The 12,310-nt window shown below is 75.3% G+C and carries 14 protein-coding genes; 2 read left to right on the top strand and 12 right to left on the bottom strand.

From position 1 onward, the window contains the following. Positions 1-239: 239 nt before the first annotated feature. From octT to ACFQH9_RS08120, 5 genes are all read right to left on the bottom strand, one after another. On the bottom strand, positions 240-1,049 hold the full coding sequence (octT, locus tag ACFQH9_RS08140) for a diglucosylglycerate octanoyltransferase (protein WP_379565297.1): 810 nt from the start codon (positions 1,047-1,049) through the stop codon (positions 240-242). Beyond that, on the bottom strand, positions 1,036-1,662 hold the full coding sequence (locus tag ACFQH9_RS08135) for a histidine phosphatase family protein (protein ID WP_379565296.1): 627 nt from the start codon (positions 1,660-1,662) through the stop codon (positions 1,036-1,038). The genes octT and ACFQH9_RS08135 overlap by 14 nt, the downstream gene beginning before the upstream one ends. Then, complete coding sequence (rsfS, locus tag ACFQH9_RS08130; protein ID WP_379565295.1) at positions 1,659-2,045, bottom strand: ribosome silencing factor; 387 nt, start codon at positions 2,043-2,045, stop codon at positions 1,659-1,661. The genes ACFQH9_RS08135 and rsfS overlap by 4 nt, the downstream gene beginning before the upstream one ends. A gap of 74 nt (positions 2,046-2,119) precedes the next feature. After that, entirely contained in the window at positions 2,120-2,734 is a 615-nt protein-coding gene (gene nadD / locus ACFQH9_RS08125; protein WP_379565294.1) for a nicotinate-nucleotide adenylyltransferase, read from the bottom strand. An 80-nt stretch (positions 2,735-2,814) separates the two neighbouring features. Continuing rightward, positions 2,815-3,438 carry an alpha-ketoglutarate-dependent dioxygenase AlkB gene (locus ACFQH9_RS08120; RefSeq protein WP_379565293.1) on the bottom strand — a complete coding sequence of 208 codons (624 nt, stop codon included), beginning with the start codon at positions 3,436-3,438 and terminating at the stop codon, positions 2,815-2,817. 202 nt (positions 3,439-3,640) lie between these two features. Here ACFQH9_RS08120 and ACFQH9_RS08115 point away from each other — a divergent pair, with 202 nt between their 5' ends. Continuing rightward, positions 3,641-4,828, top strand: a complete 1,188-nt coding sequence (locus ACFQH9_RS08115) for an MFS transporter (protein ID WP_379565292.1) — start codon at positions 3,641-3,643, stop codon at positions 4,826-4,828. A 1-nt stretch (position 4,829) separates the two neighbouring features. On the opposite strand, the gene ACFQH9_RS08110 is transcribed toward ACFQH9_RS08115, so the two are convergent. From ACFQH9_RS08110 to ACFQH9_RS08100, 3 genes are all read right to left on the bottom strand, one after another. After that, positions 4,830-5,399, bottom strand: a complete 570-nt coding sequence (locus tag ACFQH9_RS08110; protein WP_379565291.1) for a TetR/AcrR family transcriptional regulator — start codon at positions 5,397-5,399, stop codon at positions 4,830-4,832. A 67-nt stretch (positions 5,400-5,466) separates the two neighbouring features. Then, positions 5,467-5,829 carry an SPW repeat protein gene (locus tag ACFQH9_RS08105; RefSeq protein ID WP_379565290.1) on the bottom strand — a complete coding sequence of 121 codons (363 nt, stop codon included), beginning with the start codon at positions 5,827-5,829 and terminating at the stop codon, positions 5,467-5,469. A 131-nt stretch (positions 5,830-5,960) separates the two neighbouring features. After that, a complete protein-coding gene (locus tag ACFQH9_RS08100; protein ID WP_379565289.1) occupies positions 5,961-6,971 on the bottom strand; it encodes an iron-siderophore ABC transporter substrate-binding protein in 1,011 nt (336 codons plus the stop codon). Between the two features lie 150 nt (positions 6,972-7,121). Here ACFQH9_RS08100 and ACFQH9_RS08095 point away from each other — a divergent pair, with 150 nt between their 5' ends. Beyond that, a complete protein-coding gene (locus ACFQH9_RS08095) occupies positions 7,122-7,907 on the top strand; it encodes a S41 family peptidase (RefSeq protein ID WP_379565288.1) in 786 nt (261 codons plus the stop codon). A gap of 3 nt (positions 7,908-7,910) precedes the next feature. On the opposite strand, the gene ACFQH9_RS08090 is transcribed toward ACFQH9_RS08095, so the two are convergent. The 4 genes from ACFQH9_RS08090 to ACFQH9_RS08075 form a co-directional block, all read right to left on the bottom strand. Continuing rightward, entirely contained in the window at positions 7,911-9,341 is a 1,431-nt protein-coding gene (locus ACFQH9_RS08090; protein ID WP_379565287.1) for a vWA domain-containing protein, read from the bottom strand. Positions 9,342-9,364: 23 nt separating this feature from the next. Continuing rightward, positions 9,365-10,240, bottom strand: coding sequence for an AAA family ATPase (locus ACFQH9_RS08085; protein WP_379565286.1), 876 nt, complete (start codon positions 10,238-10,240; stop codon positions 9,365-9,367). A gap of 94 nt (positions 10,241-10,334) precedes the next feature. Beyond that, positions 10,335-10,964, bottom strand: coding sequence for a hydantoin racemase (locus ACFQH9_RS08080; protein WP_379565285.1), 630 nt, complete (start codon positions 10,962-10,964; stop codon positions 10,335-10,337). Beyond that, complete coding sequence (locus ACFQH9_RS08075) at positions 10,946-12,310, bottom strand: MmgE/PrpD family protein (RefSeq protein ID WP_379565284.1); 1,365 nt, start codon at positions 12,308-12,310, stop codon at positions 10,946-10,948. The genes ACFQH9_RS08080 and ACFQH9_RS08075 overlap by 19 nt, the downstream gene beginning before the upstream one ends.

Below are 12,310 nucleotides of genomic sequence, written 5' to 3'. Positions count from 1 at the left end.
CCCCCAGCGCCCCCAGCGTCCTCGGGCCCGGCGCCGTCCTCCCCGCCGGCGGTCACGACGTCGGCTCGCTCGGTCACGGCTGCGGGCCCCGGGCGGAGGTCCGCGTCGAGTGCGGGATCGGGCACGGGCCGAACCTAGAACCTCTCCAGTCGATCTCCAACGGTCGGCGCCGCTCACCGCGCCGGGCAGATGCGGGAGTCGGCACGATCACGACCTGCCCACCGCGAACGACGGAGCGATCACGGCCGCACGGTCGCAGGACCACGCGTCGCCACGGCCGTCTCCCCCCGAGGTCCCGCCGACGGAGCACGGCCGCCTGCCCGTTCCCACTCCCCGCGCAGCAGCTCGGCGAGCGTCTCCCCCACCCGCCGGTGCGCCTCCCAACCCCAGTGCATCCCGTCGGGGTTGCCGCGCCCGCCCAGGACGTGTCCCGCGATCAGGGTGGGCGCGTCGAGCACCCGGACACCCTGCGCGTCGGCCCAGATCCGGGTGGCCCGCTCGGCCGCCGCGCGCCCGGGGTGCACGCCGCCGTAGACCGCGGCGCGGTGCACGGACGGGAGCATCACGACCACCGGGATCCCGGGCCGCAGCGCCGTCACCGCGGCGCGGCACTTCTCCAGGTACGAGACGGTCAGCCGTGGTGGCAGGGCCACCGGTCCGCCGCGGGGCAGCGCCGCGAACAACCGTGACAGCCTCGGCTGGGCGCGCAGGTACCCGTCCCGGACCCGGCCGCGAAGGGACGCAGGCCGCAGCACCGGGATCAGCTCGCGTACCGCCGTCGGCAGCGGCGAGGGCAGCGCGTCCATCCCGCCCACCCCGAGCACGAGCGCGTCGATCCGCGGCATCGCCGCCCACACCCGCGGGTCGTGGGTCAGCGCCTGCCAGGCGTGCCGGGCCGTCCAGCCGATCCCGGCGACGAGCTCCACCCGGCCGCCGAGCGCGGCCGCCGCGACCTGGGGCCAGATCCGGGGGTGGTCGGCGGGTTCGGCCCGTTCGGGGCCGTGGAACGCGAGCGAGTCGCCGAGGACCAGCAGCTCAGGTGGTGACACCGATGTTGTACCCGGACAGCCGCCAGCGCGGGTGGTCCGCGCGCCGGGCGACGACCGCCCACTTGCAGTTGCCCATACCGCCGATGATCGGCCAGACGGACTCGGGCAGGTCCAGCAGCCCGGACACCATGCCGCCGATCATCCCGCCGTGCGCGACGATCAGCAGGGACTGCGAACCGGGCTCCTCGGCCAGGTCGGCGTCGATCTCCTCGACGACGGGCAACGACCGCCGCACGACGTCCACCCGGGACTCCCCGCCGGGCGGCGTCCACCGCGGGTCGCCACGCCACTCCGTGATCTGGCCCGGGTAGTCGACCTCCACCTCGTCGACCCTGCGGCCCTGCCACTCCCCCAGATGCGTCTCGCGCAGCCGCGGGTCGAGCTTGACCGGCAGCCCGAGCACCTCGGCGATCGTGTTCGCCGTGTCGACGGCGCGGGCCAGGTCGGAGCTGACGATGCGGTCGAACGGCATGGCGCCCAGCACCGGCGCGGCCCGCAGCGCCTGCTCCCGGCCCTCCTCGGTGAGCTGCGAGTCGATGTGCCCCTGCATGCGGCCGGCGACGTTGTAGTCCGTCTGCCCGTGCCGCAGCAGGACGACCCGGCGCAGCGTCACTCCGACTCCTCGGGCGGGGTGGTGCGGGCCTCGGGGAAGTCGATGGCCGGGCAGTCCTTCCAGAGCCGGTCCAGCCCGTAGAACCCGCGCTCCTCGGTGTGCTGGACGTGCACCACGACGTCCGTGTAGTCCAGCAGGACCCACCGCCCCTCGCGGGTGCCCTCGCGGCGGGTCGGCTTCACGCCCTGCTCGCGGAGCTTCTCCTCCACCCCGTCGACGATCGCCTGGACCTGCCGCTCGTTGGGCGCCGAGGCGAGGACGAAGCAGTCGGTGATCACGAGCTGACCCGACACGTCGAGCACGACGATGTCCTGGGCCAGCTTGTCCGCGGCGGCGGCCACCGCCACCCGGGCGATCTCCACCGCCTCTGCCGTTGCCGCCACTCGGCCTCCTTCCGCGACGGCCGGCCGTCGGCCTCGCCCCACCAGTGTCGCAGGCCGCGCCGGGTGGGTCCGGTTCAGGCCGGGATACCCGCCCCGGCGGGTGCCTCGGAGGTGTAGAGGCGGCGCTTGGAGATGTACTGGACCACCCCGTCGGGCACCAGGTACCAGACCGGCCGGCCGGCGGCGACGCGGTCGCGGCAGTCCGTCGACGAGATCGCCATGGCCGGGACCTCGACGAGCGTGACCGCCCCCTTCGGCAGGTGCGCGTCGGCCAGCTCGTAGCCGGGCCGGGTCACGCCGACGAAGTGCGCGAGCGTGAACAGCTCGTCCAGCTTCTGCCAGGACAGGATCTGGGACAACGCGTCCGCGCCGGTGATGAAGTACAGCTCGGCGTCGGGCATCGCGGCGTGGATGTCGGAGAGGGTGTCGGCGGTGTAGGTCGGGCCGGCGCGGTCGATGTCGACCCGGCTGGTGCTGAAGCGCGGGTTCGACGCCGTCGCGATGACCGTCATCAGGTACCGGTCCTCCGGCGGGCTCACCGCCTTGGCCGACTTCTGCCACGGCTGGCCGGTCGGCACGAAGAGGACCTCGTCGAGCGCGAACCGGTCGGCGACCTCGCTCGCCGCCACCAGGTGGCCGTGGTGGATGGGATCGAACGTCCCGCCCATCACCCCGATCTTGCGCTGCATCGCGGCAGGATATCCCGCCGGGAGCCGGTCGAACGGGGACACGGGCCGCACCCCGCCGGCCCGGACGACGACCCGCAGGCTCAGGTGCGCTCGTAGGCGTGCCGGAACTGGACGCTGATCCGGGCGGAGGCGGCGCGGACCTTCGGGACGCCGTGCTGCCAGGTCCGTTGGCAGGTGCCCCCCATGACCAGCAGGTCGCCGGGGCCGGGGAGGAAGCCGACCGAGGCGCCCCCGCCGTGCGGCCGCAGCCGGAAGGGCCGCACCCCGCCCAACGAGATCAGCCCGACGAGCGCGGTGTCCCGCTCCCGGGCCACCCGGTCGCCGTGCCACGCGACGCTGTCCGCCCCGTCCCGGTACAGGTTGGCCCCGACCTGCGTGAACTCCTCGCCGTAGCGCTCGCCCAGCTGGCGCGCGGCCTCGGCGAGGACCGGCTCGGGCAGCCCCTGGTCGACGGTCCAGCGGTGCGTGAGCCGGGGCTCGGGCAGCACCCGCTCGTACATCCGGATGTCCCGCTGCGCCCACGGCGTGCTCCGCAGCAGCCGCGCGAACAGCTCGTCCGCGCCGCGGAGCCAGCCCGGGACGAGGTCCACCCAGGCCCCCGCGCCCAGCTCGTGCCGGACGAGCCCGCAGAAACCCGGGTCGACCTCGACGGCGGGCGCGCCCTCGTCGAACAACGAGGGCTGCCACGCGAGGTCCACTCCCATGTCGCCGACAGTACCCGTTCTCGAACATCGGTTCGAGCCCGTCACGCAGATCGGGTGCCGGGAACTCGTGCTCGGGCCGCGCTCCCGACGAGACCGGGAGGAGCCGCGGTGACCGGCCGGCGTCGCCGGCGACACCTCCGAGGTCGTCTCGACATCCGGAACAGCTTTCCCAATTCCTGGTACGGCAGCGTACGGTCCACCCATGCCCGCCACCACCGTCTCCCGCCGCCGCTGGGTGGTGCTCGCGATCGGCGTCCTCGCCCAGACCTCGGCCTGCGCGTTCGTCTACGGCGTCCCCTTCCTGGTGCCGGGGCTGCGCGACGCGCTGGGGCTCTCGCTCGCCGCCGCGGGCACCTACGTCGCCGCGCCGACCACCGGGCTGCTGCTCACGCTGATCGCGTGGGGCGCGGCGGCGGACCGGTTCGGCGAGCGGAAGGTGATGGCGTCGGGGCTGCTGCTGGCGGGACTCGTCGTCGGCACGGTGGCGCTGTTGCCGCACCCCGGGCACGCGGCCGTGCTGGGCCTACTCGCCGTGGGCGGGGCGGCGTCGGCCAGCGTGTTCGCCGCGAGCGGACGCATGATCATGGGCTGGTTCCCGCGGACCGAGCGCGGGCTGGCCATGGGCATCCGCCAGACCGCGCAGCCGCTCGGCGTCGCGCTGGCCGGCCTGGTGCTCCCGGGCCTCGCGCAGCGGACCGGCGCGATCGGGGCGCTGATCGTCCCGGCGGCGCTCTGCCTGGTCTCGGCCCTGCTCGTGACGGCGTTCGCGCCGGACCCGCAGCGGCCGCCGCGGGCCGAGGGTGCCCGCGAGGGGTCGCCCTACGGGGCGCCGGTGCTGTGGCGGGTGCACGCCTCGAGCGCGCTGCTCGTCGTGCCGCAGTTCGCGATCAGTGCGTTCGCGACCGAGTACCTGGTGCGCCAGCAGGGCTGGGGCGTCGCAGGGGCCGGCGCGTTCGTGGCGGCGATCCAGATCGCCGGGGCCTTCTCGCGGATCGGGTCCGGGGTGTGGTCCGACCGCGTCGGCTCGCGGCTGCGGCCGATGCGTCAGCTCGCCGTCGGCGCGACGCTCGTGCTGCTGGTCTTCGCCCTGGGCGACGCCGTGGCCCCGTGGCTGGCCGTCGCCGCGCTGGCGGTCGGCGGGATCGTCACCGTCGCCGACAACGGCCTGGCGTTCACCGCCGTCGCCGAGATCGCGGGCGCGACCTGGTCGGGGCGGGCGCTGGGGATCCAGAACACCGGGCAGAACGTCGTGTCCTCGCTGACCCCGGTCGCCCTCGGCGCGGTCGTCGGGGCGGCGGGCTACGCCGTCGGGTTCGTGGTCGCCGCGGCGGCGCCACTGGTGGCCGTCGCGCTCACCCCGGTCCACGACGAGCCCGAACCGAGCTGGTGAGTCAGCCGGCGCCGGCGTCGAGCGCGGCGGCCAGGAAGCGCAGCTCGGGACGCAGGTCCACCCGGGCCGGCGACTCCTCGTCGGCGTGCCGGTAGACCGAGTGCCGGTAGCTCAGCGTCGAGGCCAGCAGCACCGCCGCGCTGTCGACGCCCCTCCCGTCGCCCTTCCGCGCCGCGAGCAGCACGGCCCGGATCTCCTCGACGAACCGGTCGAACCGGCCGTGCAGCGCGTCCCGGACGGCGGGATGGGTGTCGGCCTCCCGCCAGAGCAGGTGGGAGAGCACGGCGGAGGAGCCAAGCCGCTCGTCCAGCACGGCGACGAGCCGGCACAGGCTCTCCGTGACGTCGCCGGACACGACCACCGCGGTGCGGTCGACGGTCTCCTCCGGCAGCCGCTCGACCAGCGCGGCGAGCAGGTCGACCTTCTTCGCGAAGTAGTAGTGCACCAGGCCCTTCGGCACGTCGGCACGCTCGGCGATCTTCGAGGTGGGCGTCGCGTCGAACCCCCGCTCGGCGAAGAGCTCCTCCGCCGCGCCGAGGATGCGCTCGCGCGCCGGTTCCGGTGCCGTCATCGCGTCCCTCCTGCACGCGCGAGGGGCCGCGGCCCCCGTGGGTCGCGGCCCCTCGCCGTCGAACCGATCAGTGCGTCCCGGCCAGCCCGCGGTGGGCACTGGTGGCCGCCGGCAGGGCGCTCGCGGCGACGAGCACCGTGAGCACACCGGCGATCCACGAGGTCCACGCGGCCCCGGTGAGGTCGCTGTAGCCCATCACCCACGGGGCGATGAACAGCAGCACACCCAGGACGCCGTGCCCGTACTCGCTCGCCACCGAACCCGGTGCGGCGAGCGACCACAGGGCGGTCAGGGCGAGCACCACGCCGAGGACGACGAGCGTCCACGCCGCGGCGGCGTCCGTGGCCACCACGACGGGCGACAGGGCGGTCAGGACACCGATCACCAGGGCGACCCGGTCCTGCCACCGCGTCCACGCCTTCGCGGTCATCACGATCACTTCCCTCCAGGAGGACTTCCCGATGCCTCCGGTCTACGCCTTGACTGGCCGCCCGGTCAACTTCGTGCCGGAGTGATCCACCTCTCGCCGGCCGGTGCCGCGCACCGGCCGGCGGTCGGGCGTCAGCGGCGGCTGCGGGTGGCCGCGTCCGCGAGGATCGGCAGGTAGGCGTCGAGCACCCAGGGGATCGACAGCACCGACGGCGACGAGCTGGCCGCCACCCGGTCCGCCCCGACGATCGGCGCGTAGCCCCCGGCCTTCACCGCGGGCATCTCCTGGACCGCGGGGTCGGCGAGGAACGCCGCGTCGAGCTCGGGGGTGCCGAAGAAGCCGACGAGCAGGTCGGACCGCAGTCGCGGCACGAGCTCGGCGCTGACCGTGTAGTACACGGCGTCGCCGCCGGGGGCGTTCTGCTCGACGAAGGGCGCGGACGTCAGGCCGAGGTCCTCGAGCAGCCGGACCCGGACGTCGGAGGGCCGGAAGATGCCGAGCTGCCCACCGTCCATCCCGCCCGTGTAGGCGAAGGTCGCCCCCGCGAGCTGCGGGTACTCCGACGAGGCCGCGGCCAGCCGGGACTGCGTGGCCACGACGAGCTCCTCGGCGCGGGTGCCGCGGCCCAGCGCCCGCCCGGCGATGCGGGTCTGCTCCTGCCAGCTCGTGGAGTACGGCGCGTCCGGGTAGGCGACGACGGGCGCGATCCGGGAGAGCGTGTCGTACTCCTGCCGGGTGAGGCCGGAGTACGTGGCGAGGATCAGGTCCGGCTGCGCCGCGGCGACCGCCTCGAACGCGATCGGCTCCGGCGATCGCCCCACGACCTGCGGCATCGGCTTGCGGGCCAACGCCTCGCGGACCCACGGGAGCACACCCTCGGCGTCGCCGCCGTAGTCGAAGAAGGGCATCGCGACGGGCACGACTCCCAGCGCGATCGCCACGTCCTGGTTGGCGGCACCCACCGTCGCGACGCGGGTCGGCTCGGCCTCGATCGTCGTCGTGCCGAGCCGATGGGTGAGGGTGACCGGGAAGCCCCCGCCGCCGGTCGCCGGTCCGTCGCCGCCGGAGGAGCACCCCGCGAGGGTCAGGGCGGCGAGTCCGGTCGCGGACAGGACGAAGGAACGGCGGGACAGGGTGGGCACGTGCGGAGCTCCCGGATGGTCGTGACAGAACATCGGTGAGCCTAACCTCACCAACGCACGAACCGGACGGACCACCGCACAGGCCATACTGATCCGGTGATCGGGCGCGGCAGGCGGGAGCGGAGGGCCAGGGAGAGCTCGGAGAAGGCGGTGACCGCGGCGCTCGACCTCATGGAGGAACGGGCGCTGCACGCCGACCGGGTGGAGTGGACCTCCGCCCGGGCGGAGGTCCTGGGCGCGCTCGACGACCCGGAGCAGCTCGAGCTGAAGCTGTTCCACCTGGTCAAGCGGGCCGGTGGGCCGCACGGCGGGGTCCGCCGCGGCCGGCCGGCGACCGGCGCGCCCGAACTGCCCGGGTTCGACGAGCAGGGCGACGCCGTCGTCGTCACCCTGCCCCCCTGTGCCGAGCATCACGCCCGGACCTACGTCGACGCCACCCGGGCGGCCCTCGGCGGCCGAACCGCCGAGCGGTGGATCGTGGACCTGCGCGGCACCGGCGGCGGCTCGCTGTGGCCGCTGCTCGCCGCCGTGGCACCGCTCCTCGGCGAGGGCGAGGTCGGCGCGTTCGTGGACCGGAAGGGCGGCCGCACCCCGTGGACCGTGCGCGACGGCGTGGTCTCGCAGGGCGGGACGCCGCAGCTCCAGGGCCCGCCCGGTCGGCTCGACGCGCCCGTCTCCGTGCTGACGGACGCGAACACGGCGGACGCGGGCGAGGCCGTGGCCGTCGCCTTCCGCGGCCGCCCCGACACCCGCTCGTACGGCGCCCCGACCCTCGGCTTCAGCACCGGCGTCGAGTCCGCGCCGCTGCCCGGCGGGCTTGTGCTCACGGTCGCGACCAGCCGCTTCGCCGACCGCACCGGGCGGGTGTACGGCGGTCCGGTCGCCCCCGACGTCCCCAGCGACGACCCCCTGTCGATGGCCCTCTGGGACCTGTGACGGTCAGACGGGCAGCAGCGCCTCGACGACGTCGGCGAGCTGGCCCGCGGTGCGGCACTCGTGCATCGGCAGGACGTCGGCGTAGCGGTGGGCGGCGGAGTCGCCGGTCCCCCACTGCCGCTGCGGCTCCGGGTTGAGCCAGTGCGCGTGCCGGGCCTGCCCGACGAGCCGGCGCAGCACCGCGAGGTTGGGGTCGCGGTAGTTCGTGCGGGCGTCGCCGAGGATCAGCAGCGAGGTCCTCGACGTGATCGCCTCGCCCCAGAACTCGGCGAAGCTGCCGAGTGCGTGGCCGTAGTCGGAGTGCCCGTCGAAGGCGGTGAGGTCGGCCTCGCGCAGCACCCGCTGCATCACCCCGGACAGCTCCGCGCCGGGCTCGAACAGGTGCGTGACCTCGTCCGTCTTCTCGACGAACGCGAACACCCGCACCTTGGAGAACTGCTCGCGCAACGCCTGGACCAGCAGCAGCGTGAAGTGCGAGAACCCGGCCACCGAGCCGGACACGTCGCACAGGATCACCAGCTCCGGGCGGCCGGGGCGGCGGGTCTTGTAGGCCGGCTTCATCGGCACGCCGCCGGTGGACATCGACCGGCGCAGCGTGCGCCGCATGTCCAGGGTGCCGCGCTTGGCGTGCTTGCGGCGCACCGCGAGCCGGCTGGCCAGCCGCCGGGCCAGCGGGTGCACGGTGCGGCGCAGCTGCGCGAGCTGCTCGGCGTAGGCGGAGAGGAACTCGACCTGCTCGGCCTGCTTGGGCACCGCGGTCTTCGCGACCTGCTCGCGGCCCCGCTGCTCCGCGGTCCGCCGCCGCACCTCGTCCTGCACCATCTTGCGGAACCGGGCGATGCGGTCGCGGATCTCGCGGCGGCGGACCTCGTCGGTGAAGTCGTCCGTCGGGTCGCCCTCCTGGCGCATCGCGTCGAGGATCCGGGCGAGCAACGTCTCCGGCGACATCAGCCGCAGGGCCTGGTAGGCCGACCAGCTGGGCTGCCCGTTGACACCCTGTACCCCGGTGCCGGTCGCCCCGGCGGTGCCGAGCGCGTCGACGGCAGCGCGGGCCAGCTCGCGGAGCCCCTCCTCGTCGCCGGCGAGGAGCAGGTCGGCCAGGAGGTCGCGCAGCGCGTCGACGTCGACCGGGCCCTCCGATCCGTCGTCGGTCGTCGCGCGCGGGACCTCGACCTCCTGCGCCCCGGCGCCGAGGGCGGGCGGGAAGTACAGGTCGAAGAGGGTGTCGAAGACCTCGCGCTGGCCGGAACGGCGCAGCAGCGCGGCGGCGAGCCCCTCGCGCAGCTCGCGCCGGCGCAGCAGGTCGAGCGCGCCGACGACCTCGGCCGCGTCGACCGTCTCGCCCGGCCCGACCGCCACGCCGTGCCGGCGCAGCGCGCCCACGAAGTCGACGAGGTGGCCGGGCAGCCCGTGCTCGGGGGTCGTGACGGCCATCGGGGCCTCCTCGGTTGGACGGCTCAGTTCAGCCGCAGCTCGGCAGTCGCCTTGACCTGGTCGGACTGGTGCTTGAGGACGACACCGAGGGTCTGCCGGACGGCGTCGTCGTCGAGGGTGTCGAGGCCGAGGGCCAGCAGCGTGCGCCCCCAGTCGATGGTCTCGGCGACCGAGGGCACCTTGCGCAGCTCCATCGCCCGCAGCACCCGCACGGTGCGGACCAGCGCGTCGGCCAGCGCCTGCGGCAGCTCCGGCACGCGGGTCAGCACGATCCGGCGCTCCAGGTCCGGGTCGGGGAAGTCGAGGTGCAGGAACAGGCAGCGGCGCTTGAGCGCCTCGGACAGCTCCCGGGTCGAGTTGGAGGTCAGCAGCGCGAACGGCTTGCGGGTCGCGGTGACCGTGCCCATCTCGGGGATCGAGACCTGGTAGTCCGACAGGACCTCCAGCAGCAGGCCCTCGACCTCGACGTCGGCCTTGTCCATCTCGTCGATGAGCAGGACCGTCGGGTCGTCCCGACGGATCGCGGTGAGCAGCGGGCGCGGGAGCAGGAACTCCTCGGAGAACACGTCGTCGCGGGTGGCGTCCCAGCTCTCGTGCCCCTGCCCCGCGGTGATCCGCAGCAGCTGCTTGGCGTGGTTCCACTCGTACAGCGCGCGGGCCTCGTCGATGCCCTCGTAACACTGCAGGCGCACCAGCCCGGAGCCCGTCGCGGCGGCGACGGCCTTCGCGAGCTCGGTCTTGCCGACGCCGGCGGGGCCCTCCACGAGGAGCGGCTTGCCGAGCCTGTCGGCGAGGTACACGGTCGTCGCGACGGCGGTCGACGCGAGGTAGCCGACGCCCTCGAGGCGCTCGGTGACCTCGTCGACCGATCCGAACAGCGGTGCCTGGGTGGCCTTCACCCGGATCATCCTGCCCTGCGGGGGTGGGCCGCGCCCAGCCGTGTTGCCGATCGGACGTTCAGTCGGGGGTGAGTGGTGCGTCACACCACCGGCGTCAGGCGAGCAGTCGCAGGGCGGTGGAGATCGGGTCGAGCAGCCGCGGGAGGGCCGGGTCGAGCACCTCCTCGACGTCGACGGCCGAGCAGCCGTTGAGCACGACGTCGGCGCCGGCGGCCCCGGCCTGCTCCAGGGCGGGCCGCACCGCCCGCCCCCAGCGCGCGGCGTCCTCGATGTCCTCGACGGCGAGGTCCAGCACGGTGACGCCGAGGAACGCGCCGGACCAGCCGTACGCCGCGATCCGCGCCTCGAGCTCCCTGGCGATGGCCTCGTTGCGGGCGACCGCGGCGACCCGGGCGCCGGCGAGCACGGCCGCCCCCACCCCGAGCAGCAGCAGGCCGAGCGGCGCCGGGCCCGGCCGGGCGGCCCCGGGCGCGGGCACCGCCGGGTCGAGCACACAGTCCGGCAGGGTGGCGTCCACCCCGGGCGGCGCGGCGGCGAGCGCGGCGCCGACCAGCTTCTCCGACGCCCGGACGTCGGCCTCGGTCTCCAGCGCCCGGGGCGCCTCCGGGCCGATGTCGTGCAGCTCGACCCGGACACCGCGTGGTGCGAGTGCGTCGTAGCGGGCCTGCCGGCGGGCCAGCTCGGCCTCGCCGACATGGATCGGGGTCACGGCGTGGATGCGCACGGGTGGTCCTCCTTCAGGTGGGCGAGCCCGCGCAGCGCGTCACCGGCGCCGGTCAGGCCGGGCAGCGCCGCACACACGGCCTGGATCGCGTCGACCGGCTCGCGGCCGCCGAGCAGACCGGCGAGCAGGCAGGGGAGGGTCTGCGCGGTGAACGGGTGGTGGTCGGCGTCGCCGACGGGGTTCGGCGCCTCGGCCGTGACCGTGCCCGCCGCCGACCGGACGGTCACCCGCGCGGGACGTTCGGCGGGCAGCCGGGCGTCGAGGTCGGGTGCGACGCGGACCGTCACGCGGGCGGCGAGCGCCGCGGTCGCCGGGTCGGCGAGCGCCTCGGCGGAGAGGGCCCCGGGATCCACCCGGCCGCGCCGCAGCGCCGTCGCGACCGTGAAGGGCACGGAGAACATCGCGGCCAGCGGACCGGTCCAGGTGCGGCGGTCGAGGCCGGCGGCGAGCGAGTGGGTCTCGACCAGCACCTCCTCGACGTCCCCGGTGAGGCGTTGGCGCAGCTCCAGGGCCGCGTCGACGGCGGCGTGGGTGAACGAGCAGGACGCGTGCCGCTTGACGTACCCGCCCTCGACCTCCCAGCGGGTGCCGAGATCCGCGTCGAGCTCCGCCGGGTCGATCTCCCCCAGCAGCTCGCCGAGGGATCCCGCGGCGGTCCCGGTGGAGCGGGCGAGCCCTGCGGCGGCCATCCGCGCCGCGGCGAGGCCGGAGACGTTCGCCGCGCCCATCCACGCGTCCCGGACCCGGTTGCCGTCGAGTGCGCTGGCGAAGTGCCCGGCGATCGGCATGCCGCTCCCGGCGTCGATCGCCGCGGCGGTGGCCTCGCCGTCGAGCCCGAGCAGCCGGGCGCAGCCCGCCGCCGCCCCGGCCACGCCCCAGTTGCCGTGCGGGTGGGTGCCGGTCCGCAGCCGGGTGGCGCGGCCGAAGCGGGCCGCGACCTCGTAGGCCACCAGCAGGGCGGCGAGCGTCTCCGGGCCGGACGCGTCCCGCTCGGCCGCCAGCGCCAGCACCACCGGGAAGGCGTGGGCGGCGGGATGGCCCTTGGCCCGCTTGTGGCCCTCGTCGAGCTCGAGGCGGACGAGCGCGGTGGCGTTCAGCCAGGCGGCGGCCTCCACCGTCGTCGTGCACCCGGCGCCGACGAGCGGGGCCGGGCCGGGCGCGGGCGTCCAGGCCTCGACGAGCCGGCGCTGCTCGGGCTCGCGGGCGCCGAGCACGGTCACGCCGAGGACGTCGAGCAGGACCAGCCCCAGCCGGTCCCGGGCGCCGGCCGGGACGTCGGTCCAGCGCAGTCCCGCGACCCAGTGACCGAGCCGGTCGACCGCCGTGCGGACCTCGCCCTGGCGCAC

Origin of the sequence: Pseudonocardia lutea (assembly GCF_042658055.1) — a bacterium.
GTDB classification, from domain to species: Bacteria; Actinomycetota; Actinomycetes; order Mycobacteriales; family Pseudonocardiaceae; genus Pseudonocardia; species Pseudonocardia lutea.
This window is presented reverse-complemented; position numbering and strand designations above follow the sequence as displayed.